Genomic DNA, 22,802 nt, shown 5'->3' on the forward strand with positions numbered 1-22,802 from the left:
TTTGTCGAGGCACTGCGCGCCGCCGCGATCGGCAAAGCCGGGAACGCGAACGAAAAAGCCCCCGGCGCTTCCACGCCGGGGGCTTTTCATTCATGCGGCGTTCGAGAACGCCGGAGGGTGCTTATTCCTCGTCGCCCTTGTTGCCCTTGAGGGCGGCGCCGAGAATGTCGCCGAGCGAAGCGCCCGAGTCGGTCGAACCGAACTGCGCGACGGCTTCCTTCTCTTCGGCGATCTGCAGCGCCTTGATCGACAGGCCGACCTTGCGGGCCTTCTTGTCGAACTGGGTGACGCGTGCATCGATCGTCTGACCGACCGAGAAACGCTCGGGCCGCTGCTCCTCGCGGTCGCGGGCCAGATCGGACCGGCGGATGAAGGCCGACAGATCGGTCTCGAGGATCTTCGCCTCGATGCCGCCATCGGTGACCGAGGTCACTTCACAGGACACGACCGAGCCACGGCGAACGTCACCGGCTTCCGCAGCTTCGACGAACGGATCGCCGCCGACCTGCTTCATGCCGAGCGAGATGCGCTCCTTCTCGACGTCGACGTCGAGAACCTGGGCCTTGACGAGGTCGCCCTTGTTGAACTCTTCGATGACCTGCTCGCCCGGACGGTTCCAGTCGAGGTCGGAGAGATGGACCATGCCGTCCACATCGCCTTCGAGGCCGATGAAGAGACCGAACTCGGTCTTGTTCTTGACTTCGCCTTCGACGGTCGTGCCGACGGGGAACTTCTCGGCGAACGCATCCCACGGATTCTGAAGCGTCTGCTTCAGGCCGAGCGAGATGCGACGCTTGTTCGGGTCGACTTCGAGTACGACGACCTCGACTTCCTGCGAGGTGGCGAGAATCTTGCCCGGATGGACGTTCTTCTTCGTCCAGGACATTTCCGACACGTGGATGAGGCCTTCGATGCCCGGCTCCAGCTCGACGAACGCACCATAGTCGGTGATGTTCGTGACGCGTCCGGTGACCTTGACGCCCATCGGATATTTCACGCCGATGCCGTCCCAAGGATCGGCCTCGAGCTGCTTCATGCCGAGCGAGATGCGGTGGGTGTCCTGGTTGATCCGGATGATCTGGACCTTGACGGTCTGGCCGATCTGCAGGATCTCCGTCGGATGGTTCACGCGGCGCCATGCCATGTCGGTGACGTGCAGGAGACCATCGATACCACCGAGATCGACGAACGCGCCGTAATCGGTGATGTTCTTGACGATGCCGTCGACGACCTGACCCTCTTCGAGGTTCTGGACGATTTCCGAACGCTGCTCGGCCCGGCTCTCTTCGAGGACGGTGCGGCGCGAGACGACGATGTTGCCGCGGCGCTTGTCCATCTTCAGGATCTGGAACGGCTGCGGCGTGTTCATCAGCGGCGTCACGTCGCGGATCGGACGAATGTCGACCTGGCTGCGCGGAAGGAAGGCGACCGCCCCGTCGAGATCGACCGTGAAGCCGCCCTTGACCTGGTTGAAGATCTGGCCTTCGACCTTCTCATTGTCGTTGAACTTGGCCTCAAGACGGATCCAGCTTTCCTCGCGGCGTGCCTTGTCGCGCGACAGAACAGCTTCACCGAGAGCGTTTTCGATCCGCTCGACATAGACTTCGACTTCGTCGCCGACCGAGAGTTCGCCGTCGCGACCCTTGGCGCCGAATTCCTTGAGAGCCACGCGGCCCTCGACCTTCAGGCCGACGTCGATGACGGCCATATCCTTCTCGATCGCAACGACCGTTCCCTTGATCACCGAACCTTCGGCGACGTCCTGCTCGTGGAACGAGGCCTCGAGCATCGAGGCGAAATCGTCGCGAGAGGGATTGAGATTTGACATTCGTTCTCCTTGAAGACCTTCCCGGCTCATCAAAACGCCGAAAAGGGTATGCGCCGTTGGCCGTCCAGTCGGATTGCCAGGTTCGTGTTGCGTTGGTCCGAAATCGGGTTCCGCCCGTTCTGGCGCAAACGCGCTGTCGAACAGGCTTGGCGGCGGCCCTGGCATGAAGGATCAGGCATGGCCGCCGTCTGGCGCAGAAGAACGCCGGGACGGACCGGTTCATCGAAGTCGCCGGCCAAAACGGACAAAACCGTTTGAACATGACCGAAAAGGGCGCGCCTTCCCAAGGAGGGCCGCCCCACAAAACTCCGTTTCGCGTATCAAGCCTCTCGCGCGTCTATCAGACGACAAGCTTCGCGGAACACGCTTTCTATATCCAATTCGCTGGTGTCCAGCAAGTGGGCGTCGTCGGCCGGTTTCAACGGTGCGACCGCGCGATTGGAATCGCGATCGTCGCGCTGGCGGACCTCTTCGAGGATCTTCTCGTAGATCACCGTCCGCCCCTTGGCGTTAAGTTCGTCGGTGCGCCGGCGGGCGCGCACCTCCGCGCTCGCGGTGACGAAGATCTTCACGTCCGCATCGGGGCAGATGACGGTGCCGATGTCGCGCCCGTCGAGCAGCGCGCCGCCGGCCTGGCGCGCGAAATCCCGTTGAAACGCGTTGAGCGCCGCACGGACGCCCGGATGGGCGGCGACACGCGAGGCAAGCTCGCCCGCCTCCCGGCCTCTCAGCGACGCCTCGTCGAGATCGGACGTGTCGAGCGCGCGCGCGATCGTCGTCATCTGGTCCGGATCGTCCAGATCGAGGCTTTCGGCCTGCGCCTTGCGGCCGACGGCGCGGTAGAGCAGGCCGGTGTCGAGATAATGGAGGTCGTAATGGACGGCGAGACGCTTGGCGAGCGTGCCCTTGCCGGCCGCCGCCGGCCCGTCGATGGCGATGAGAAGAGATGATGACATGACGACTGTCTAGCCTTCGCCGGCCTGCGGGTCCACTGCCGGCGGCTCGGGCGGCGCGAGCACGATCCGGCCGTTCGCGTCGAGGATCAGGAGCCCACATGCGACGAGGGCGCCGAGAAGATAGGGCAGGGCGACCATGAACAGGATGAGCTCGACCTGGCCGAGCCAGCGGGCGATCGTCAAAACCCCGTCGAGAACGCCGTTTCCGGTGTCGAGCGCGCTTTCGGCTTCGCTGCCCGCAAGATCCGCCATGCGCCGCTGCGCCGCTTCGCTCTGCCACACCGTTGCGACGGCAAAGCAGACCGCGAAGAACAGCGGCATCGGCATGAGGGCGAGAAGCCGGCCCTTCAGCGTCGCATGCGCCGCCTTCAGGCCGCGCGCCCGCCAGCGTCCGTAGATGAAGGACAGGGGCAGGAAGAAGACGACGACGAAGAGCCCACCGATCATGGGTCGAGCGCCGCAGCTTCGATGGCTCCGCCGAAACCTGCCATCATGCCGGCGAATTCGGGGAAGCTCGTCGCGATCATGCGTCCGTCGTCGACCGTCACGGCATGGGCGGATGCAAGACCCAGAACCAGAAAGCTCATGGCGATGCGATGGTCGAGATGGGTGGTGACCGTCCCTTTGCCATAGCCCTCGCCGTTCGCCCCGACGCCGTCCGGATTGCCGTCGACGATCAACCAGTCGGCGCCTTCCTCGTGCGCGATATTGTTGGCGGCCAGGCCGGCCGCGACCGCCGACAGGCGATCGGATTCCTTCACCCGCAACTCCTCGAGCCCCCGCATGGTGGTCCGTCCCTTCGCGAAGGCGGCCGCGACGGCGAGGGCGGGATATTCGTCGATCATCGAGGGCGCGCGCTCGGGCGGCACCTCGACGCCGGTGAGCGCGGAGTGCCTCACGCGCAGGTCGGCGACGTCCTCGCCGCCCTCCGTGCGCCGGTTCAGGATCTCGATCGAGCCGCCCATTTCGATGAGCGTCTCGATCAGGCCGGTGCGGGTCGGGTTCATCAGGACGGTCTCGATCGTCACGTCCGAGCCTTCGACGATCAGCGCCGCGACCACCGGGAAGGCGGCCGAGGAGGGGTCGCCCGGAACCTGGAAATCGGCAAGCCCGATCAGTTCGCCCTGGCCTTCGAGACGGATGTGCCGGACCCCGTCCGCCTTCGTCTCGACGTCGATCGCCGCACCGAATCCCGCGAGCATCTTCTCGGTATGGTCGCGGGTCGCGATCGGTTCGATGACGGTGGTGACGCCCGGCGTGTTGAGGCCCGCCAGAAGCACGGCGCTCTTGACCTGCGCCGACGGCATCGGCACCCGGTACGCGATCGGCGCGGTCATTTTCGGGCCGTGGATCGAGAGCGGCAGCCGGTCCTTCGAGCGTGCGACCACCTGAACCCCCATCTCGCGCAAGGGATCGAGCACGCGGCCCATGGGGCGCTTCGACAGGGACGCGTCGCCGATGAAGGTCGCGCCGAAATTGTACGCCCCCGCAAGCCCCATGGTCAGCCGCGCGCCGGTGCCGGCATTGCCGAAATCGAGCGGGGCCTCGGGTTCGAGAAGGCAGCCATTGCCGACGCCGTCGACGACGAACGCCTCGCCCTCGCGCCGGATCAGCGCGCCCATCGCGACCATGGCCCGGCCGGTGGCGATGACATCCTCACCCTCGAGAAGACCGGTGATTCGCGTCGTGCCAGACGCAAGCCCGCCGAACAGGAACGCCCGGTGCGAAATCGATTTGTCGCCGGGAACGCGCGCAGTGCCGCGAAGCGGCGTTCCGCTGGAAGCGCGCAAGGGTCGTGGCGTCTGATCGTCGCTGTGCATGAACGTCTTCTCTTCAAGGTGCTGAGCGTCGTGGGACGGGTCCCTTCGATGGTCTCTTATTGCCTTCTTCTCAGATGCTTTGACAAGGCGGGGGTCAGGCCGTAAGGCCAAGACCGTTTTATAACGCCACGTCGGCCATCCAGATGGTGAGCCGCGTGGACGCCGCCGAATCGGGTGGGCTGGACGACGCGCGAAACCACGCCGATGCGTTTCGTGCCGGCGCAGCGTCCCGGACGACATTCAACAGACCGACGACGTCTTCAAACGAGGCATACATGGCCAAACCCGAACTTGGTACCAAGCGGATCGACCCGGAGACGGGTCAGAAGTTCTACGATCTGAACAAGGATCCGATCGTCTCCCCCTACACCGGAAAAAGCTATCCGCTCGCCTTCTTCGACGGTGAACCGGAAAAGCCGTCGCGATCCAAGGTGAAGGAAAAGAAGAAGGAAGAAGAAGAGTCGGAGGTCGAGATCGAGGCCGACGACAAGACGGTGTCGCTTTCCGACGTCGAGGACGACGAGAACGAGAAAGAGGACAAGAACTCGCCGGATATCGACGAGAGCGACGACGATGTCGCGGTCGACGACGATGACGACGACGACACGTTCCTGGCGGACGACGACGATGACGATGACGACGACGTCTCCGACATTCTCGGCACGGGCCGCGACGACGACGACGACACCTGATCGCCGGTTCTCCGGCTGAAGCGCGACGAAGGCGGAAGCGCCGCCTCGCTCCGAACGGAAGAGAACGAAAGGAGCCGGGTGTCGACGCGACATCCGGCTTTTTCATGCCGGCTCGTTTCATGCCGGTTCCGGGGGCGCGGTCCGCGGGATGCGGTGCCGCCCGCCGCGGGCCGATCGGTCCGGGACGGTCGTTTTCCACGCCACCGTTCGCCTCGAACCTGCCACTGCGGAGCGATCGGGAGCGCTGCCCCGAAATCATCGAGGCGAATGCGGAAAACCGCTTGACCCGTCCGCGGCTCTCGACTAAACCGCCGCCAACACGAAGCGGTGTTTACCAGAACCCGCAACGTTCCGCGTCGAGGACGCGGCGTGGGGCTATAGCTCAGCTGGGAGAGCGCTACAATGGCATTGTAGAGGTCAGCGGTTCGATCCCGCTTAGCTCCACCAAACCTTCTTCCAGATTTTCTTGTACGTTTGATGTCATCGCGACCCGCGACCGGTCCCGGCCCGTTGCGGGGGACGGTGCACCTGATCCAACGACGCGCGAGCCTCCGCCTTGCGCGATACGCCATCGAGAAAGAGCCGGGCCCGACATGAAACGTTCCGACATCAATCGCATTCTCGCAGACGCGGCCGCGATGATCGCGCGCCATGGCTTCAGCCTTCCGCCCTTCGCCCGATGGTCTCCCGAGACGTTCGCCCGTCGCAAGGACGAGGCGCGCCACGTCATCGACGCGCGATGCGGCTGGGACATCACCGATTACGGCGCGGGCCGTTACGACGAGATGGGCCTGTTCCTCTTCACCTTGCGCAACGGCCGGCTTGCCGATCTCACGGCGGGCCGCGGCATGTGCTACGCCGAGAAGCTGCTGATCTCGCGCGAGCGTCAGCTGAGCCCGATGCACACCCACATCATCAAGGCCGAGGACATCATCAATCGCGGCGGTGGAACGCTGGTCGTCGAGCTGTTCGGTTCGGACGCGGACGGCCGATTCGACGATCGTGCCGGCGGCACGGTGATGTGCGACGGCATACGCCGCGCCTACGGCCCCGGCGAACGGCTTCGTCTCGCCCCCGGCGAGAGCGTGACGCTGATGCCCGGCGACTGGCACGCCTTCTGGGGCGAGGACGGCGATGTCCTCATCGGCGAGGTCTCGACCGTCAACGACGATGAAACCGACAACATCTTCCGCGAACCGATCGGCCGGTTCGCCCGGATCGAGGAAGACGTCGCACCGACCCATCTCCTGGTCAGCGACTACGCCACCTGGCTCGCCTGAAGTACGACGGCGTCGATCCGTCTTGAGGTTTCCGCTCTCCTGAACGCATCGAGCCCGAGGCAGGGCATCGGCTCTTCCTCGGGCTCGGCGGCAGGCTTTGAACGGTATGGATCAGGCGGCGCGCTTGCCGTCCTTGTGCCCGTCGATCATCTGGAAGAAGCGCTGGAAGAGATAGTGTGAATCCTGCGGGCCGGGCGAGGCTTCCGGGTGATGCTGAACGGAAAACACCGGCTTGTCGTCGAGCCGCAGGCCGCAGTTCGATCCGTCGAACAGGGAGCGGTGGGTCTCCGAGACACCGCTCGGCAAGCTATCGGCGGCGACCGCGAAGCCGTGGTTCATGGAAACGATCTCGACCTTGCCGGTGGTGTAGTCCTTCACCGGATGATTCGCGCCATGGTGACCCTGGTGCATCTTGGTGGTCTGTCCGCCGAGGGCCAGGGCGAGAAGCTGATGGCCGAGGCAGATGCCGAAGAGCGGCACGTCGGCTTCGACCAGCGCCTGGATTTCCTTGACGGCATAGAGGCCGGTGGCCGCCGGATCGCCGGGGCCGTTCGACAGGAACACCCCGTCCGGCGCCATGGCGACGATCTCCTGCGCGCTCGTCGTCGGCGGGACCACGACGACCTCGGCGCCATGGCCGGCGAGAAGACGGAAGATGTTGCGTTTCGCGCCGTAATCAATGGCGACGATCTTGTAGCGCGCGCCCGTCTCGGCCCGCGCGTCGTCGCCCCAGACCCACGGCTTCTCGGTCCAGACGGATTGGTCCTTCGTGGCAACGATCCGGGCGATGTCGGCGCCGACGATCCCGCTCCAGTCCCGCGCCCTCCGCTTCAGCGCGTCGATGTCGAACCGGCCGGACGGATCATGGGCGATCACCGCGTTCTGCATGCCCGTCTCGCGCACCAGCGCCGTCAGCGCCCGCGTGTCGATGCCGCAGATCGCGACGATGCCGCGCGATGTCAGCCAGCTGTCGAGATGGCCGGCCGAGCGGTAGTTCGAGGGTTCGGTGACCTCGGCGCGCAGAACTGCGCCGACCGCGCCCGCATTGCCGAGCGGCGAGAAGTCTTCGCGGTCTTCCTCGTTCGCGCCCACATTGCCGATGTGCGGAAAGGTGAACGTCACGATCTGCTGGGCATAGGAGGGGTCGGTCAGGATCTCCTGATAGCCGGTCAGCGCCGTGTTGAAGCAGACCTCGCCCTCGATCGCGCCCTCGGCCCCGAGGCCGAAACCCTCGATGACCGTTCCGTCGCTGAGCACCAGCAGCCCCGTCGGCGCGTGTTTCGTCCATCCCTCGCTCATGTCCGGGTCTCCTTCTCGAAGGTCAAACGTGTCAATTCCCTTGCGTTTCCGTCGCGCCGGACAGGCTGGGGGCGCGGGAAACGGAGCGCCTCACCTTGCGAAAACGTCGCAAAGCTTGCGTGGGTCTTCACGCTTCTCTATATGCGCGGCGCTATGGACCACAAGACGCCGCCTGCCTGCAACGGCCAAAATCCATCGCAGACGCCAAAATTCGACAGTCCGACGTCCAAGCCTGTGTGAGCCTGCAACATTGTGTGCTTCGTGTGGCACTCCGCCGGATTCTGCGTTGCATCCCGCTCCGCTTGGCTTAAAATCATTCCATGTCCGAGGGTTTTCTCTGCTTTTGGCAGGCCCCGGTCGTAAATTCGAAAGTGATCGGCGCAATGCGCGAAGCGATTTCCGAAGCGTTGACGAGTGCCCAGGACAAGGGCGACAAAACGCGCATGTCCATTCTCAGGCTCATCAAATGTGCCGTAAAGGATCGGGATGTCGCCAATCGCGAGGCCGGGCGCGACCCGGTCGACAAGGACGACATCCTCAACATTCTCCTGACCATGCGCCGTCAGCGGATCGAGTCGGCGCAGGCATACGAGGAAAGCGGCCGCCTGGAGCTCGCCGAGCAGGAGCGCCATGAGATCGAGGTCATCGAGGAATTCCTGCCCGCGCAGCTCGACGAGAGCGCGATGCAGGAAGCCTGCAAATCCGCCGTGGAAGACATCGACGCCAAGGGCCTGCGCGACGTCGGGCGTTGCATGAACGCGCTCAAGCAGCGCTTCCCCGGCCAGATGGACTTCACCAAGGCGTCGACCGTCGTGAAGGGCATGCTCCGCTGACGGGCCTTCAGGGCTTCTGACGGCCGGTCGCGGCCGAAGGCGGCGCGATCAGGAGAACAGTGCGAAGGCGAGCGGCACGAGGATCGCCGTCGCAAGCGCATTCAGCCCCATTGCCAGGCCCGAAAACGCCCCGGCGGCTTCGCTTTCCTGAAGCGCGCGGGCCGTTCCGATGCCGTGCGAGCCCACCCCCATCGCCATGCCGCGCGCTGCGGCGTCCGTCACGCCGATCGCGTTGAGGGCCGCCGGCCCGAGCGCCGCGCCGATGATGCCGGTGACGATGACCAGCACCGCCGTCAAGGACGGCAATCCGCCAATCCGCTCGACGATACCCATGGCGACAGGCGCCGTGACCGATTTCGGTGCCAGCGAGACGAAGCTCACGCGATCGAGGCCGAGCAGGGCGCCCAGTCCGAGACCGGTTGCGATGCCGGTGACCGAACCGGTGACGAGGCTTGCGGCGATGGCGAGCTTGTTCGCCCTGATCCGCTCGAATTGGCGGTAGAGCGGGATCGCGAGGGCGACGGTGGCCGGCCCGAGAAGGAAGTGGATGAACTGCGCGCCTTCGAAATAGGTGTCGTAGGGCGTGCCTGTCGCCGCCAGGACTGCGACGATGATCAGGACCGAAGCGAGCACGGGATTGAGAAGGGCGGGTCGACCGATCCGGGTCCAGACCTCCAGCACGATCTGGTAGGCGACAAGGGTCAGCGTCAGCGACAGGAGCGGGCTCGTGGCGAGATAGACCCAGATATCGGTGATCTCGTCAGCCATGGTCGGTCCGCTTCCGCTTCGCGCGCCCGTCCGGTTTCATGAAGAACTTCATGACGAGGCCGGTGACGCCGATGGTGACGAGGGTCGAGCCGACCAGCGCGCCGCCGAGCTGGACGCCCTCCGAGGAGATGCGGGCGGCATGCTGCATGATGCCGACGCCGGCGGGAACGAAGAGGACCGAGAGATTGCCGAGCAGGCCGTCGCCGACGGACGCGATCGGGGCGGGGATGCCGCCCCGCGCCACGAAGAAGCCGAACAGGAGCGCCATGCCGATGACCGGTCCCGGCATCGGCAGGCCACTTGCCGCGACGAGCGCTTCGCCGACCAGCTGGCAGGCGAAGATGGCGGTAAGGGCCCTCAGCATGGGCGGGTGGTCAAAACGGCGACGCGGTTCATGGAACGATGTCTCTCATATGTCGGTCGAAACGGCTCGGCCCCCGGCGATGATGGCACACGGGCCGGATCACTTCGCCCATGCGTCCGTGGCTTCGCAAGCCTTTTGCGCGCTTTTTGCGATGGGGGTCCCTGCGGACACCCGACTCCCCCAAACGATCGGAATGGGTTAGACGAACGATATGCGTTTTCCGCCATCCTTCCTCGACGATATCCGCGCCCGCGTTCCGATTTCGGACGTGATCGGCCAGCGCGTGACCTTCGATCGCCGCAAATCCCGTCCCGCCAAGGGCGATCACTGGGCGTGCTGTCCGTTTCACGGCGAGAATTCGCCGAGCTTCCACTGCGAGGACGACAAGGGCCGCTATCACTGCTTCGGCTGCGGGGTTTCGGGCGATCATTTCCGCTTTCTTACCGAGCTCGACGGGCTGAGCTTTCCCGAGGCGGTGGAGCGGCTCGCCGGCATGGCCGGTCTTGCGATGCCGGCGCGCGACCCGGAGGCGGAGAAGCGGGACGAGAAGCGCGCGACGATCCTCGACGCGCTCAAGCTCGCCGCCGAATTCTTCCGCGACCGTCTTCAGGACAATGAAGGGGCGAAGGCGCGCGGATATCTGCGCGATCGCGGACTGAACCCCGCGATCCAGAAACGGTTCGGCCTCGGTTTCGCGCCCGAGGCGCGCAACCGGCTGAAGGAGCATCTGGCGGCCAAGGGTGTCGGCAAGAAGGAGATCGAGGCCGCCGGTCTCGTCGTCCATGGCGACGATATCGCCGTGTCGTACGACCGGTTTCGCGACCGGATCATGTTCCCCATCCTCGACCCGTCCGAGCGCTGCGTCGCCTTCGGCGGCCGGGCGATGTCGCCCGAGGCACGCGCCAAATATCTCAACTCTCCCGAGACCGACGTCTTCCACAAGGGCGGCATGCTCTACAATCTCGGCATGGCGCGCCGGGCTTCGAAGAATGCCGGCACGCTGCTGGTGGTCGAAGGCTATATGGACGTCATCGCGCTCGCGCAGGCCGGTTTCGATCACGCCGTGGCGCCGCTCGGTACCGCGCTCACCGAGAGCCAGATCGAGCTTCTGTGGCGCAGCGCCGGGGACCCGATCCTGTGCTTCGACGGTGACGGCGCAGGCATCAAGGCCGCGCACCGGGCGGCCGAACTGGCGCTTCCCCTGCTGAAGCCAGGACGATCCCTGCGCTTCGCGCTCCTGCCGGACGGAAAGGATCCCGACGATCTCGTGAAGGATGGCGGCGCGGACGCGTTCCGCGACGTCCTCGCGCAGGCGCGGCCCCTGTCGGACATGGTCTGGTCTCGCGAGACCGCCGGTTCGACCTTCGATACGCCCGAAGCGCGGGCCGAACTCGAACGCCGGCTCGACCAGCTGACCCGGCAGATCGGCGACGAGAGCGTGCGGCGGCACTACAGCCAGGACATGCGCCAGCGGCTTTCGGCGTTTTTCGGCAGCGGATCGGCGCCACGCTCCTACGGCGATCGATCGAACGGGCGCGGCGGCGATCGCGGGCAGCGAGGAGATCGCGGCGGCTACGCCAATGCGGTCGGCGGGCGTCAGTCCAATGGGCGGTACGGCGCGGGGGCCGGCATGCGGCCGGCCATTTCCGACCGCCTGGCCCGCTCCAGCCTTCTGCGCGCGACGGGTGGGCCGGCGCCCTCCTTGAGGGAAATCGCGATCGTCGTCGGCTTCGTCAATCACCCGGTGCTGATGCAGGAGGCGTTCGACTATTTCGCGGATCTGGAAATCGACGCGCCGGATCTGGCGCGGCTGCGGGCATGCGTCCTCGACATCTACGCCGAAAGCGCGCCGCACGATCGCGACGTGATCATCGAGGGGCTGCGGCTTCGCGGCGCGGAAGAGATTTTCATCGCCTACGAGGAAAAGGCGCGGATGGTCCGTCTCTGGCCCGTCCTCGCCGATGCGGCGGCCGACGACGCGCGCGAGGCGCTCCGCCAGGCCCTGCATCTGCAGCATCGTTTCAAGGCCCTGACCCGGGAACTCAAGCAGGCCGAACAGCTTCTCGGTCAGGAACCCACCGATGACGCATATGAGCACATGCGCGCCGTCAAGGCGGAAATCGAACGGGTCGAAACGATCGAGGCTCTGGTGGAGGGTTTCGGCATCTTGTCAGGACGTGCCGTTAAGACCATGTAAAGCTTCTAATTTCCGTTCTTCGCTCGTGTCGGCTGAGGGGAAAAGAATGTTTCGGATCAGCACCTTCCCGCACGGTTGCGGCAAGTCGCATGGTTTAAACATTGCCAACTCGCGGTCCGGCGCACATATACCGCGGCTGAACGTAGAATAACGCTCATGTGATGACAGCGGACATAGACTCGATCCCCGCGGCCCGAAGACGCAGGCGACGCATCCCCGGAACGATCGAGGGGTCTGGAACTGAAAGTCGAACGGGCGGGTTCACGGGTCAGTCCGTGGGCCGTCGTTTGCGGGATGCCGGCACATAATACCCGGGCGCATGCGCCCGAAATCGGAGAATGAAGCCTATGGCGACAAAGGTCAAAGAAAAAGAAGCCCCAACGGACGAGCGCGCCGAGGCCGCCACCGACGGGCCTTTGCTGGACCTTTCGGACGACGCCGTCAAGAAAACCATCAAGGCGGCGAAGAAGCGCGGCTTCGTCACGATGGACAAGCTCAATTCGATGCTGTCCTCCAACGACGTCACGTCCGATCAGGTCGAGGATCTGATGGCGATGCTCAACGATATGGGCATCAACGTCGTCGAGGATGACGAGGAGGGCGAATCCGAGAACGATAACGACGACACCAATTCGTCGGGGTCGACCGACGTCGCGGAGACCGGCAAGACCCAGATCGCGACAGCCGAGAAGAAGGCGTCGAACGATCGCACGGACGATCCGGTGCGCATGTATCTGCGCGAGATGGGATCGGTCGAACTCCTGTCGCGCGAAGGCGAGATCGCCATCGCCAAGCGGATCGAGGCCGGCCGCGAGACGATGATCGCCGGGCTCTGCGAAAGCCCGCTGACCTTCCAGGCCATCATCATCTGGCGTGACGAGCTCAACGAGGGCAACATCCTCCTGCGCGACATCGTCGATCTCGAGGCGACCTATGCGGGCCCGGAGGCCAAGGCGCCCGCCGTTCCCGCGACGACCGGCGAAAACGGCGCGGCCAACGGCTCGGCGATCCCGAAGCCGCCGGCCAACGAGACGCGTCCTGGCGAGGCGAGGCCCGTCGGCACCGAGGAGGAGGAAGAGGACGAGGACGACGAGAACAATCTCTCGCTCGCCGCCATGGAAGCCGAGATCCGGCCGCTCGTCATGGAAACCTTCGATCTTATCGCCGACACCTATTTCCGGCTTCGCAAGCTGCAGGACCAGCAGGTCGAGAATCGCCTGCAGGCCACTGGCGCGCTTTCGCCTTCGCAGGAGAAATCCTACCGGAAGCTGAAGGAGGACCTGATCGCGGCGGTGAAGGGCCTGTCCCTCAACCAGAACCGGATCGATGCCCTCGTCGAGCAGCTCTACGACATCAACAAGCGCCTCGTGGGCAATGAGGGCCGTCTCCTGCGGCTAGGCGAATCGCACGGCGTCAAGCGCGACGAGTTCCTCAAGGAGTATCAGGGCTCCGAGCTCGATCCGAACTGGACCCGCCGGGTCGCCAACCTGTCCGGCAAGGGATGGCTCCCCTTTGTCCAGAAGGACAAGGACAAGATCCAGAAGCTGCGCACGGAAATCCAGAATCTGGCGACCGAGACCGGACTCGAGATCACCGAGTTCCGGCGCATCGTGCACATGGTGCAGAAGGGCGAGCGGGAAGCCCGCCAGGCCAAGAAGGAAATGGTCGAGGCGAACCTGCGGCTCGTCATTTCGATCGCCAAGAAATACACCAATCGCGGCCTGCAGTTCCTGGATCTCATTCAGGAGGGCAATATCGGCTTGATGAAGGCGGTCGACAAGTTCGAATATCGCCGCGGCTACAAGTTCTCGACCTACGCCACCTGGTGGATCAGGCAGGCGATCACGCGCTCGATCGCCGATCAGGCGCGCACGATCCGCATCCCGGTGCACATGATCGAGACGATTAACAAGATCGTCCGGACCTCGCGCCAGATGCTGCACGAGATCGGTCGCGAGCCGACACCGGAAGAACTCGCCGAAAAGCTCGCAATGCCGCTCGAGAAGGTCCGCAAGGTCCTGAAGATCGCCAAGGAGCCGATCTCCCTCGAAACGCCGGTTGGCGACGAGGAGGATTCGCATCTGGGCGATTTCATCGAGGACAAGAACGCGATCCTGCCGATCGATGCTGCGATCCAGGGCAATCTGCGCGAGACGACAACGCGTGTTCTCGCCTCCCTGACGCCGCGCGAGGAGCGCGTCCTGCGCATGCGGTTCGGGATCGGGATGAACACCGATCATACGCTCGAAGAGGTCGGCCAGCAGTTCTCGGTGACGCGCGAGCGTATCCGCCAGATCGAGGCCAAGGCGTTGCGCAAGCTCAAGCATCCGAGCCGTTCGCGCAAGCTCCGGAGCTTCCTTGACAGCTGACCGGCTGGGCGATCCCCCATGTACGAATGCGAGCCGGTATCTTCGAAGGATGCCGGCTCGCATTCGTGATCTTCACGCGATAGCGCCGCGACGATCTTTGCCTCCCGCCGTTCCGACGCTAGTCTGAGGGCATGTCGGTGCTTTCGGACGTCCCGCCTGCATCGAGGCTCGACCGCACCAGCCGGACGGCGAAGGGACCGCCGGGCGCGGCGTGCGGGCGGAACGGAGCGATTCGAACCAGGCGCCGGCGCGTTTGTGCCGGTGGCATCAAAGCGGATTTGCCGTGAGCGTCCGAAGACCGTGAGAGAGGTGACATGTCATTCCTGAAGCGCCTTTTCGGCGGTGGATCCTCGTCCGAGCCCGCACCGGACATGCGGGGCGATCCTGAACGCTACGAAGGCTTCACCATCACGTCCGCGCCGATGCCCGAGGGTGGCCAGTTCCGCCTGTCCGCCCTGATCGAGAAGACGGTGGAAGGCAAGCCGCGCGCGCATCGGCTGATTCGCGCCGATCTCTTTCCCTCGCGCGCCGAAGCCGACGCAGCCGCGCTGCGAAAGGCGAGGCGGGTGATCGACGAGCAGGGCGACAGGCTCTTTTCATAGCGCTCGCCTTCAGGCCGGGCCCGAAGGCCCGGTCCCGTTGTGCGCACGTCCCGCGGCTGATAGGCGCGATCAAAGCACTGACGAACTTCGGAGCGCCGCATGGCCGAGATCATGATCCTCAACGGACCCAACCTCAATCTGCTCGGCAAGCGCCAGCCCGAGATCTACGGGCGCGAGACGCTGGCCGATGTCGAGGCGGCCTGCGCGGCCCTGGCCCGCGACGCCGGCCACGCGGTCCGCCTTCACCAGTCGAACCGGGAATACGAGATCATCGACTGGATTCACGAGGCGCGCGAACGTGCGGCCGCCATCGTCATCAACCCGGCTGCCTTCACTCACACATCGGTTGCGATCCTCGATGCGCTGAACGCCTATGAAGGCCTCGTCTTCGAGGTGCACATCTCGAACGTCCACAAGCGCGAGGCTTTTCGGCACCATTCCTTCGTCTCGGCGCGCGCCGACGGCGTCATCGCCGGCTTCGGCGTCGAGGGCTATTCTCTCGCCGTCCGCCGCGTGTGTTCGCTGCTGGCGGGGTGACGTCGCGTGCGCCGGTTCGCAGGTAAATTAGAACCGTGAGGACGCCCCGCAGCCCGTGGGATCTGTTGGACAATCTCCCGGCCACCTGCATCCTCGGAACCGGACACCCCCATCCGGGGCGCGCGATCCTCATCCAGAGGGTGACACCGTCATCGGGGCGCAGCACCAAGAATGAAGAGTTCGTCCTTCGAAAGCCGCCCCAGATCGTCTTGCTCCCATGAAGGCACGGAACCATGGAAGCCGATCCATGACCGTGTCGGGGAAACGACGCGCCGCTGTCGTCAACCGTGCCGCTTGTTTAACGGAGTTTTCACGAGTGGCAATTATGCAATCTAGAGGTGCGCGATCGTGTCGATAACCTCGTCGAGCCGAGGCCATCGAAGTGAAAGGCGCACGCGTGGAAGCACGAGTGAAACATGTTCGAGCAGATCCTGCCAGGAGCGGATCTCATGACGACCATTGAGACTTCAAGCAGTCAGGCGCTTTCAATGCTTCGTGCGAGCCTTGCGCGACCCCAAGCGTCAGGAAACGATGAGATTGCGACGTTAGCAGGTTTCCTGCAGCCCCGAAGCGGCGCACGAGACCAGGCCGCGACTTCCATCATCATCGCGATCATTGCCGGTTCCGAGATCAGCGGCACCGGTCGGAACGATACCCAGCCTCGCATGAACCGGGGCGATGGGCCGTCAGCCGTGAACAGACAGCCGGATTTCGAAATGCCATGCAGCGGTTGCATGAGGCGTGGATCGGGGCGTCTTCGCACATTCATGGAAAGACAGCCTGGAGCGGTGTGATGACCCCTTTCGTTCCGCACCCTGACGTGGCGACGAAGCCAGCACGGCTGACGCCGAGCAACCGGACCGGTTCGAGGCGCCACAGGAAATTTCGTCGCGGCTCTCGCCTGTTGTGGTGAACGGCGGTTGCCATGGGAGGCTTGCGGCTCCAAAGTTCCCGGCGCACGCAACGGGAGACACGCACATGGCGCTTGCTGAGATTCTGGCGGAAGAACGGCCACGGCGAGCAGGGACGGCAGCGGCTCTGGCCGAGCTTGCCGAAACGTTCGGCGAGCGGCTCGTGACCGGCGAGGACGTGCGGCGGGCGCACGGCCACACGACGACCTACATTCCCAACCAGCTTCCCGATGCGGTGCTGTTCGCCAAAACCGAATCGGAGGTTCAGACCCTTGTGCGGATCGCCGCGCGCCACGGCATGCCGATCATTCCGTTCGGCGTCGGCTCGTCGTTGGAGGGCCATGTCAATGCGCCGTTCGGCGGGGTCTCGCTCGACCTGTCGGGCATGGACCGGGTGCTTCAGGTGAATGCGGAGGATCTGGACTGCACCGTCGAGCCCGGCGTGACGCGCGAGGCGCTGAACGCCCATCTGCGCGATACCGGCCTGTTCTTTCCGATCGATCCCGGCGCGAACGCTTCGCTCGGCGGCATGGCGGCGACCCGCGCCTCGGGCACGAACGCCGTGCGCTACGGCACGATGCGGGACAATGTCATCGCCCTCCACGCGGTGATGGCGGACGGCACCGCGATCCGCACGGCGCGGCGGGCGCGCAAGACCTCGGCCGGCTACGATCTGACGCGGCTGCTGGTGGGCTCGGAGGGCACGCTCGGCGTCATCACCCGGCTCAACCTGAAGCTCTACGGAATACCGGAAGAGATCCTGTCCGGCACCTGCCCGTTCGAAGATGTGACGAGCGCTGTGAACGCCGTGATCCAGACCGTGCAGATGGGTTTGCCGATCGCCCGGATCGAGCTTCTCGACGCGCTGTCGATCCGGGCGACGAACGCCCATTCGAAGATGGACATGCCCGAGACGCCGCACCTGTTCGTCGAGTTCCACGGCAGCCCCGCCTCGGTGACGGAGCAGGCGGCCACCTTCGCCGAGATCGTCGCCGATCATGGTGGTGGCCTGCTGCAATCGGCGAGCCGCGCCGAGGAGCGCTCGCGGCTCTGGAAGGCGCGGCACGATTTCTACTGGGCGTCCATGGGCCTGCGGCCGGGCGCGAAAGCGATCGCCACCGATGTCTGCGTGCCGGTCTCGCGCCTCGCCGACTGTATCGACGAGACCCGTGCCGACGCCGATTCGGCCGGTCTCATCGCGCCGATCGTCGGCCATGTGGGCGACGGAAACTTCCACGTGACCCTGCTGATCGACACGGACGTTGCGGCGGAGGTCGCGAATGCGGAAGGCTTCATGAAGCGGCTGGCCGAGCGCGCCCTGGACATGGACGGAACCTGCACCGGGGAGCATGGCGTCGGGCAGGGCAAGCGCGGCTATCTCGACGCCGAGCTCGGCGCCGCCGTGAACGTGATGCGCTCGATCAAGACGGCCCTCGATCCCCTGAACATCATGAATCCGGGCAAGATCTTCACCCTGCCGCAAGGCTGACGGATCGAAGTTCCGGCCGCCTCGTCATCGTCGATGCGACCGCCGAACCCGGCGCGGCGTCGGGGGCGGCCGACACCCATCGACCGGAAGCGCCGCCTTTGCGACAAAAGCGATCGATCGTTTCATGTTTGTTCACGGTTCGGATGCGATTCCTTCCCGCCTGTGCTAACGGGAGACCACGATCGACATGCTGCAGGAGACACCCATTCGCATTATCGGCATCGATCCGGGCCTCAGGCGCACCGGTTGGGGCGTCGTCGAAACGCAAGGCAACTCGCTTCGCTTCGTGGCGAGCGGCACCGTGACGTCGGATGCGAAGCTCGATCTCGCCTCGCGCCTCAAGCAGCTCTACGATGGGCTGTCGCAGATCGTCCACTCGTTCCGGCCCGACGAGGCGGCGGTGGAGCAGACCTTCGTCAACAAGGATGCCGTGGCGACCCTGAAGCTCGGCCAGGCAAGGGGAATCGCGCTTCTGGTACCCTCGCTCGCCGGACTTCCCGTTGCCGAATATGCACCGAACGCCGTGAAGAAGGCGGTCATCGGCGTCGGCCACGGAGACAAGAAGCAGATCCACATGATGGTGAAGGTGCTTCTGCCGAAGGCGACGTTCGACACCGACGATGCGGCCGACGCGATCGCGATCGCGATCTGCCACACCCATCACCGCCAGTCGGCCCATTCAAGGGCCGCGCTGGCCGGGCTGTGAGGGCCGCCCGACCGTCCCATGTTCTTGACTTGTTCCGGGCCACGGTTAGTATTACCGAAGAAGTATTACCTGGGGAGACGGCCATGCGCGTGACGGAAAAGGGTCAGGTGACCATTCCGAAGCCCATTCGGGACAAGCTCGGTATCGGGCCCGGAAGCCAGGTGGAGTTCGTGGAAAGCGAAGGCGAGGTTCACATCGTTCGGTCCGAACGTACGCGCGACGAACGGATCGACGCGACGGATCGCCATTTTCGCAAGCTCCATGGAACGTTCGATACGAGGGGTCTGGACGGGAAAGCCTATGTCGACTGGCTGAGGGGCCCACGCGATGACATCGACGTTGATTGATACCAATATCTGGATCGATCTCCTCGACGACGGACCGTTCTATCGCCCGTCCCTGCATTCGGTGATCGAGGCAGGCGAAGTCGAGCAGGTGATCATGAGCGCCGTCGTTTGGGCCGAGTTGAGCGCGACGCTGGATACGGAGGCCGACATCGAGCGCGCCTACTCGATCGTTTCCTACCGGCGCGAAGATTTTTCGTTCTCGGCGGCCAATCGCGCGGGGCAGGCCCATCGTGCCTACCGCCGGCGCGGGGGACGGCGCGAGCGCACGCTGCCGGATTTCCTGATCGGCGCTCATGCCCACACGGGCGGACACCGGCTCCTGACGCGCGATCCCGTCCGCTACCGAACCTATTTCCCCGATCTTGCGATCGTCACACCGGAAGGCACGCCATGATCGGAAAACTCAAGGGCACGATCGACGAGATCGGCGAGGATCATGTGGTCGTCGACGTTCACGGCGTCGGCTACGTGGCTTACTGCGGCACGCGGACGCTCTCGGTTCTCGCCGGTGTCGGCGAGGCGGTGATCCTTTTCATCGAGACCGTGGTGCGCGAGGATATGATCCGGCTCTACGGCTTTGCGACCGCGTCCGAGCGCGACTGGTTCAGGCTTCTCCAGACGGTGCAGGGTGTCGGCGCGAAGGTCGCCCTCGCCGTGATCGCGACGCTCTCGCCGGGCGATCTCGCCAGTGCGGTGGCGCTGCAGGACAAGGCGATGATCGCCCGGGCGCCCGGGGTCGGACCGAAGGTCGCCCAGCGGATCGTGGCCGAGTTGAAGGATCGCGCACCGGCATTTTCCGGCGCGGGCGCCGAGGAGAGCTTCGGCCTGAAACGCGATCTGGGAGGCGGAACGGCGTCCGCACCCATATCCGATGCGGTGTCGGCGCTGACCAATCTGGGCTATGCCCGCGATCAGGCGGCAACGGCGGTCGCGGCAGCCGTCAAGGAAGCGGGCAAGGGCGCGGACAGCGCGCGGCTGATCCGCCTCGGCCTCAAGGCGCTGAGCCGGTAGGCAATTCTTTTGAGGCGGGCGCCACGCCCCTTGTCGCTGACACGGGACGCGCGCTCGAACCCGCCCGGCAGCGGCCGGGCGGACAGTTTAGAGGGCGTTGCCCGCCCGCGTGTCGCTCGGCCGATCAGAGGCCGCGGCTGAGTTCGCGGCCGAGCGCGAAGGCACGCCGCTCGATGAGGATCGGGACCTCGCAGACATAGGTGAGGGACTTGCGCCGATCGTCGAAGATGCGCGTGTCCCAAGCCATTTCCTCGCGAATGTCGGCAAACGCCGTCGCATCGCCTTCGCGGCGGATGCGAGCCATCTCACGCGCCTTTTCGCGCAGCGCGTCCGCCAGGGCCTTCTGGCGCGAGCCGTAGCGCATGATGCCGCCCATGACCTGGTTGCGTTCGAGGTTCAGCCGATCGAGAATGTCGGTGAAGAGTGCCGTCGAAACCGCTTCGCGCTCGTCTTCCGGTACGGTCTCGACATAGTCGCGCACGAGACGCGTCGCCGCCTCCCCGTCGATGCGGCGGGCGACCGCCTGATCGACGATGGCCCGCATCTGCGCGGTCCGCTCGACGGATCTGCCGATCTCAAGATCGGGACCCGACCAGATCTGTGCGGCCTGAATGGTTTCGACCTGCCGCTGGACGCATGGCCAGTTCGTCGTGCCGGTTTCCGGCATGTTTGCGAACGCCATCGGGTTGGCGGCCGTGCGTCCCTCGCCGACGACGGTCGACGGCGCGGCGGGCAGGGAACCGCCCTGCGAGACCGGCGCGCGCGTGGCCGCGTCCGCCGCCTCGGGTGTCGCAGGGCTCGAGGCCGGCGCGTCCTGCCCGCTTGGTGCCGCGGCGCCGGTTCCGCCGCCGGCTTCCGGCGCGTTGGTCGGGGCCGGGCCCGGCACGACGAAGCCTTCGGGAATCTCCCGTGGCTGCGCCCCGTCCTGCGCGAACGCGGCCGGCATGCCGGAAAGACAGGCGATCAAGGTCGAAGCGCACAGCGCGCGCGCCCATGGCAGCGCCCGGCGCGTCGGTTCAGATGAGGTCGAATGCGTGTTCGTCATGGTCATGATGATCCTCCCGGGATGGGTCATGCGTCTGTTCAACCCTGCTTCTTGCGCGCGATCGTTCCGCGGGCCGGGTCATAGGCGAAGATGGCAGCGCCCAGGAAGAAGACGGTGCAGCCGACGACGATCGGGAAGGCCTGAAGGTTGAACTCCTGATAGAGCGCGAAGCGCACCAGTTCGACCGCGTGGGTGAAGGGGTTGAACAGGCAGATCGTATAGAGAAGTGGGCTCGATTCCTGGACGCGCCAGAGGGGATAGAGGGCGCTCGAGGCAAAATACATCGGGAAGATCACGAAGTTCATGACCCCCGCGAAGTTCTCGAGCTGCTGGACGAGCGAGGACAGGAGCATGCCGAGGGAGCCCAGCATGAGGCCCGTGAGCACGAGCGCCGGAAGAACGTAGAGATAGCCGATCCAGTCGGGCCGCACCTCCCAGAACCAGGCGATGGCGAGAAAGACGTAGACCTGCAGGATGCCCACGGCGACGCCGGCCGAAAGCTTGGAGACCAGCAGGAACCAGCGCGGCAGGGGCGAGACGAGAAGCGTCTTCATCGTGCCGGTCTCCCGGTCGTAGACCATGGAGAGCGAGGACTGCATGCCGTTGAAGAGCAGGATCATGCCGATCAGCCCCGGCGTGATGTAGACCTCGTAGAGAATGTAGGTCTGGTAGGGCGGAACGATCGAGACGCCGAGCACCTGTCGAAAGCCCGCGGCGAAGATGAACAGCCACAGCAGCGGACGGACGAGCGCCGAGACGAAGCGCTCGCGCTGGTGCAGGAAGCGCAGGGCTTCGCGCCAGACGATGCCGCCGGCGCAGATCGCGTAAGCGGACGCCGAAAATCCAATCGGGGCGTCGTGGCGGGCAGCCCGCTCGTTCGCCTGCTCGTTCAGGGCCGATGCGTCGCTCATGCCAGCACGTCCGAAAGTTTCGGCTCGGCCGCCTTCGCAAGGCCTGTCAGCCGCGTGAAGGCATCATGGATCGAGCTGGTGTTCTCGGCCTCGGTCACGTCCGCGACCGATCCTTCCGCGAGCACCGTTCCACGGTGCAGGATCACCACGCGGTCGGATGCGTCGATTTCGTCGATGAGATGGGTTGCCCAGAGCACCGAGACGTTCTCCTCCTCGACGAGCCGGCGCACTTCGGAGACGATCTCCGCGCGCGACCTGATGTCGAGGCCGGTCGTCGGTTCGTCGAGCAGAATCAGGCGGGGGCGATGCATGAAGGCGCGCACGATCTCGATACGGCGAAGCTGGCCGCCGGAAAGATTGCGGGCCTTCTCTCCGAGGCGCTCGGCGAGTTCGGAATTCTTCAGTATTTCGGCGATACGGGCTTCGGCATCCCTGCGGCCGATCCCGTGAAGCGCCGCGTGATAGGTGAGGTTCTGCTTGATCGAGAGATCGAGATCGAGCGTGCGCGCCTGGAACACGACGCCGAGGCGGCGCAGCGCCTCCGTCGATTGGCCGCGCAGCGGAAAGCCGAGAATGCGGATGTCGCCGGCGCGCGTGTTGAAGAGACGGGTGATCAGGGAGAACAGCGTCGACTTGCCGGCGCCGTTCGGACCGAGCAGCGCGGTGAACGAACCTTGCGGCACCGAGAACGACACGTCGTCCAGCGCCTTGCGCGTGCCGTAGGAATGGCTGACGCCGCTCACCTCGAGGGCGAACGGCGATGGCCTGGTCTGTGCGTTGGACGCCAATGTCACCCAAATCCTCCCAGATTTTCGGAACGGCGGTGGAAGCTCGCCG

Annotated in this window: 22 protein-coding genes and 1 tRNA gene; 13 read left to right on the forward strand and 10 right to left on the reverse strand. The window is 65.1% G+C overall.

Features of this window, described 5'->3' with window-relative positions; genetic code table 11:
* Positions 1-121 precede the first annotated feature (121 nt).
* The 4 genes from rpsA to aroA form a co-directional block, all read right to left on the reverse strand.
* On the reverse strand, positions 122-1,828 hold the full coding sequence (rpsA, locus tag U0C82_RS10935) for a 30S ribosomal protein S1 (RefSeq protein WP_322187139.1): 1,707 nt from the start codon (positions 1,826-1,828) through the stop codon (positions 122-124).
* Between the two features lie 320 nt (positions 1,829-2,148).
* Positions 2,149-2,784 carry a (d)CMP kinase gene (gene cmk / locus U0C82_RS10940; protein ID WP_322187140.1) on the reverse strand — a complete coding sequence of 212 codons (636 nt, stop codon included), beginning with the start codon at positions 2,782-2,784 and terminating at the stop codon, positions 2,149-2,151.
* Positions 2,785-2,793: 9 nt separating this feature from the next.
* A complete protein-coding gene (locus U0C82_RS10945) occupies positions 2,794-3,231 on the reverse strand; it encodes a hypothetical protein (protein ID WP_322187141.1) in 438 nt (145 codons plus the stop codon).
* A complete protein-coding gene (aroA, locus tag U0C82_RS10950; protein ID WP_322187142.1) occupies positions 3,228-4,604 on the reverse strand; it encodes a 3-phosphoshikimate 1-carboxyvinyltransferase in 1,377 nt (458 codons plus the stop codon). Before aroA ends, U0C82_RS10945 begins: the two co-directional genes overlap by 4 nt.
* A gap of 275 nt (positions 4,605-4,879) precedes the next feature.
* Here aroA and U0C82_RS10955 point away from each other — a divergent pair, with 275 nt between their 5' ends.
* The 3 genes from U0C82_RS10955 (at position 4,880) to U0C82_RS10965 (ending at position 6,576) form a co-directional block, all read left to right on the forward strand.
* Positions 4,880-5,296, forward strand: a complete 417-nt coding sequence (locus tag U0C82_RS10955) for a TIGR02300 family protein (protein WP_322187143.1) — start codon at positions 4,880-4,882, stop codon at positions 5,294-5,296.
* A 371-nt stretch (positions 5,297-5,667) separates the two neighbouring features.
* Positions 5,668-5,743, forward strand: a tRNA-Ala gene (locus U0C82_RS10960).
* Positions 5,744-5,889: 146 nt separating this feature from the next.
* A complete protein-coding gene (locus U0C82_RS10965; RefSeq protein WP_322187144.1) occupies positions 5,890-6,576 on the forward strand; it encodes a D-lyxose/D-mannose family sugar isomerase in 687 nt (228 codons plus the stop codon).
* A 111-nt stretch (positions 6,577-6,687) separates the two neighbouring features.
* On the opposite strand, the gene carA is transcribed toward U0C82_RS10965, so the two are convergent.
* On the reverse strand, positions 6,688-7,875 hold the full coding sequence (carA, locus tag U0C82_RS10970; protein ID WP_322187145.1) for a glutamine-hydrolyzing carbamoyl-phosphate synthase small subunit: 1,188 nt from the start codon (positions 7,873-7,875) through the stop codon (positions 6,688-6,690).
* 383 nt (positions 7,876-8,258) lie between these two features.
* Between carA and U0C82_RS10975 the strand changes: the two genes are divergently transcribed.
* Positions 8,259-8,708: a GatB/YqeY domain-containing protein gene (locus U0C82_RS10975; RefSeq protein WP_322187147.1), complete on the forward strand. Its 450-nt coding sequence runs from the start codon at positions 8,259-8,261 to the stop codon at positions 8,706-8,708.
* Positions 8,709-8,756: 48 nt separating this feature from the next.
* On the opposite strand, the gene U0C82_RS10980 is transcribed toward U0C82_RS10975, so the two are convergent.
* Both U0C82_RS10980 and U0C82_RS10985 read right to left on the reverse strand, forming a co-directional pair.
* Entirely contained in the window at positions 8,757-9,476 is a 720-nt protein-coding gene (locus U0C82_RS10980; RefSeq protein WP_322187148.1) for an LrgB family protein, read from the reverse strand.
* Complete coding sequence (locus U0C82_RS10985) at positions 9,469-9,840, reverse strand: CidA/LrgA family protein (protein ID WP_322187149.1); 372 nt, start codon at positions 9,838-9,840, stop codon at positions 9,469-9,471. Before U0C82_RS10985 ends, U0C82_RS10980 begins: the two co-directional genes overlap by 8 nt.
* A gap of 211 nt (positions 9,841-10,051) precedes the next feature.
* On the opposite strand from U0C82_RS10985, the gene dnaG reads away from it, so the two are divergent.
* The 9 genes from dnaG to ruvA all read left to right on the forward strand — a co-directional run bounded on the left by dnaG (position 10,052) and on the right by ruvA (position 20,009).
* Entirely contained in the window at positions 10,052-12,037 is a 1,986-nt protein-coding gene (gene dnaG / locus U0C82_RS10990) for a DNA primase (RefSeq protein ID WP_322187150.1), read from the forward strand.
* A 347-nt stretch (positions 12,038-12,384) separates the two neighbouring features.
* Positions 12,385-14,406 (forward strand): RNA polymerase sigma factor RpoD, encoded by a 2,022-nt coding sequence (gene rpoD / locus U0C82_RS10995; RefSeq protein ID WP_322187151.1) that lies wholly within the window; start codon positions 12,385-12,387, stop codon positions 14,404-14,406.
* A 314-nt stretch (positions 14,407-14,720) separates the two neighbouring features.
* The gene (locus tag U0C82_RS11000; RefSeq protein ID WP_322187152.1) at positions 14,721-15,008 is read left to right on the forward strand and encodes an HlyU family transcriptional regulator; all 288 of its coding nucleotides are present in this window, start codon (positions 14,721-14,723) and stop codon (positions 15,006-15,008) included.
* A 99-nt stretch (positions 15,009-15,107) separates the two neighbouring features.
* Positions 15,108-15,545 carry a type II 3-dehydroquinate dehydratase gene (gene aroQ, locus U0C82_RS11005; RefSeq protein WP_322187153.1) on the forward strand — a complete coding sequence of 146 codons (438 nt, stop codon included), beginning with the start codon at positions 15,108-15,110 and terminating at the stop codon, positions 15,543-15,545.
* Between the two features lie 978 nt (positions 15,546-16,523).
* The gene (locus tag U0C82_RS11010; protein ID WP_322187154.1) at positions 16,524-17,945 is read left to right on the forward strand and encodes an FAD-binding oxidoreductase; all 1,422 of its coding nucleotides are present in this window, start codon (positions 16,524-16,526) and stop codon (positions 17,943-17,945) included.
* A 187-nt stretch (positions 17,946-18,132) separates the two neighbouring features.
* Positions 18,133-18,651, forward strand: coding sequence for a crossover junction endodeoxyribonuclease RuvC (gene ruvC / locus U0C82_RS11015; RefSeq protein WP_322187155.1), 519 nt, complete (start codon positions 18,133-18,135; stop codon positions 18,649-18,651).
* Between the two features lie 83 nt (positions 18,652-18,734).
* Positions 18,735-18,998, forward strand: coding sequence for an AbrB/MazE/SpoVT family DNA-binding domain-containing protein (locus U0C82_RS11020; protein WP_322187156.1), 264 nt, complete (start codon positions 18,735-18,737; stop codon positions 18,996-18,998).
* Entirely contained in the window at positions 18,979-19,392 is a 414-nt protein-coding gene (locus tag U0C82_RS11025; RefSeq protein WP_416186663.1) for a type II toxin-antitoxin system VapC family toxin, read from the forward strand. Before U0C82_RS11020 ends, U0C82_RS11025 begins: the two co-directional genes overlap by 20 nt.
* Positions 19,389-20,009 (forward strand): Holliday junction branch migration protein RuvA, encoded by a 621-nt coding sequence (ruvA, locus tag U0C82_RS11030; RefSeq protein ID WP_322187158.1) that lies wholly within the window; start codon positions 19,389-19,391, stop codon positions 20,007-20,009. Before U0C82_RS11025 ends, ruvA begins: the two co-directional genes overlap by 4 nt.
* A gap of 124 nt (positions 20,010-20,133) precedes the next feature.
* Here the strand turns inward: ruvA and U0C82_RS11035 are convergent, their stop codons facing one another.
* From U0C82_RS11035 to U0C82_RS11045, 3 genes are read right to left on the reverse strand one after another with little or no spacing between them, the layout of a single operon-like run.
* On the reverse strand, positions 20,134-21,054 hold the full coding sequence (locus tag U0C82_RS11035; RefSeq protein WP_322187159.1) for a hypothetical protein: 921 nt from the start codon (positions 21,052-21,054) through the stop codon (positions 20,134-20,136).
* A 38-nt stretch (positions 21,055-21,092) separates the two neighbouring features.
* Complete coding sequence (locus tag U0C82_RS11040; protein WP_322187160.1) at positions 21,093-21,965, reverse strand: ABC transporter permease; 873 nt, start codon at positions 21,963-21,965, stop codon at positions 21,093-21,095.
* Positions 21,962-22,753 carry an ABC transporter ATP-binding protein gene (locus U0C82_RS11045; RefSeq protein ID WP_322187161.1) on the reverse strand — a complete coding sequence of 264 codons (792 nt, stop codon included), beginning with the start codon at positions 22,751-22,753 and terminating at the stop codon, positions 21,962-21,964. Before U0C82_RS11045 ends, U0C82_RS11040 begins: the two co-directional genes overlap by 4 nt.
* Positions 22,754-22,802: the final 49 nt, after the last annotated feature.

This window comes from Fulvimarina uroteuthidis (assembly GCF_034321785.1).
Classification (GTDB): domain Bacteria; phylum Pseudomonadota; class Alphaproteobacteria; order Rhizobiales; family Rhizobiaceae; genus Fulvimarina; species Fulvimarina uroteuthidis.

Coding starts and splice junctions, on each gene's coding strand:
- rpsA (WP_322187139.1), bottom strand. CDS start 1,828: ATGTCAAATCTCAATCCCTCTCGCGACGATTTCGCCTCGATGCTCGAG.
- cmk (WP_322187140.1), bottom strand. CDS start 2,784: ATGTCATCATCTCTTCTCATCGCCATCGACGGGCCGGCGGCGGCCGGC.
- U0C82_RS10945 (WP_322187141.1), bottom strand. CDS start 3,231: ATGATCGGTGGGCTCTTCGTCGTCGTCTTCTTCCTGCCCCTGTCCTTC.
- aroA (WP_322187142.1), bottom strand. CDS start 4,604: ATGCACAGCGACGATCAGACGCCACGACCCTTGCGCGCTTCCAGCGGA.
- U0C82_RS10955 (WP_322187143.1), top strand. CDS start 4,880: ATGGCCAAACCCGAACTTGGTACCAAGCGGATCGACCCGGAGACGGGT.
- U0C82_RS10965 (WP_322187144.1), top strand. CDS start 5,890: ATGAAACGTTCCGACATCAATCGCATTCTCGCAGACGCGGCCGCGATG.
- carA (WP_322187145.1), bottom strand. CDS start 7,875: ATGAGCGAGGGATGGACGAAACACGCGCCGACGGGGCTGCTGGTGCTC.
- U0C82_RS10975 (WP_322187147.1), top strand. CDS start 8,259: ATGCGCGAAGCGATTTCCGAAGCGTTGACGAGTGCCCAGGACAAGGGC.
- U0C82_RS10980 (WP_322187148.1), bottom strand. CDS start 9,476: ATGGCTGACGAGATCACCGATATCTGGGTCTATCTCGCCACGAGCCCG.
- U0C82_RS10985 (WP_322187149.1), bottom strand. CDS start 9,840: ATGCTGAGGGCCCTTACCGCCATCTTCGCCTGCCAGCTGGTCGGCGAA.
- dnaG (WP_322187150.1), top strand. CDS start 10,052: ATGCGTTTTCCGCCATCCTTCCTCGACGATATCCGCGCCCGCGTTCCG.
- rpoD (WP_322187151.1), top strand. CDS start 12,385: ATGGCGACAAAGGTCAAAGAAAAAGAAGCCCCAACGGACGAGCGCGCC.
- U0C82_RS11000 (WP_322187152.1), top strand. CDS start 14,721: ATGTCATTCCTGAAGCGCCTTTTCGGCGGTGGATCCTCGTCCGAGCCC.
- aroQ (WP_322187153.1), top strand. CDS start 15,108: ATGGCCGAGATCATGATCCTCAACGGACCCAACCTCAATCTGCTCGGC.
- U0C82_RS11010 (WP_322187154.1), top strand. CDS start 16,524: ATGGCGCTTGCTGAGATTCTGGCGGAAGAACGGCCACGGCGAGCAGGG.
- ruvC (WP_322187155.1), top strand. CDS start 18,133: ATGCTGCAGGAGACACCCATTCGCATTATCGGCATCGATCCGGGCCTC.
- U0C82_RS11020 (WP_322187156.1), top strand. CDS start 18,735: ATGCGCGTGACGGAAAAGGGTCAGGTGACCATTCCGAAGCCCATTCGG.
- U0C82_RS11025 (WP_416186663.1), top strand. CDS start 18,979: ATGACATCGACGTTGATTGATACCAATATCTGGATCGATCTCCTCGAC.
- ruvA (WP_322187158.1), top strand. CDS start 19,389: ATGATCGGAAAACTCAAGGGCACGATCGACGAGATCGGCGAGGATCAT.
- U0C82_RS11035 (WP_322187159.1), bottom strand. CDS start 21,054: ATGACGAACACGCATTCGACCTCATCTGAACCGACGCGCCGGGCGCTG.
- U0C82_RS11040 (WP_322187160.1), bottom strand. CDS start 21,965: ATGAGCGACGCATCGGCCCTGAACGAGCAGGCGAACGAGCGGGCTGCC.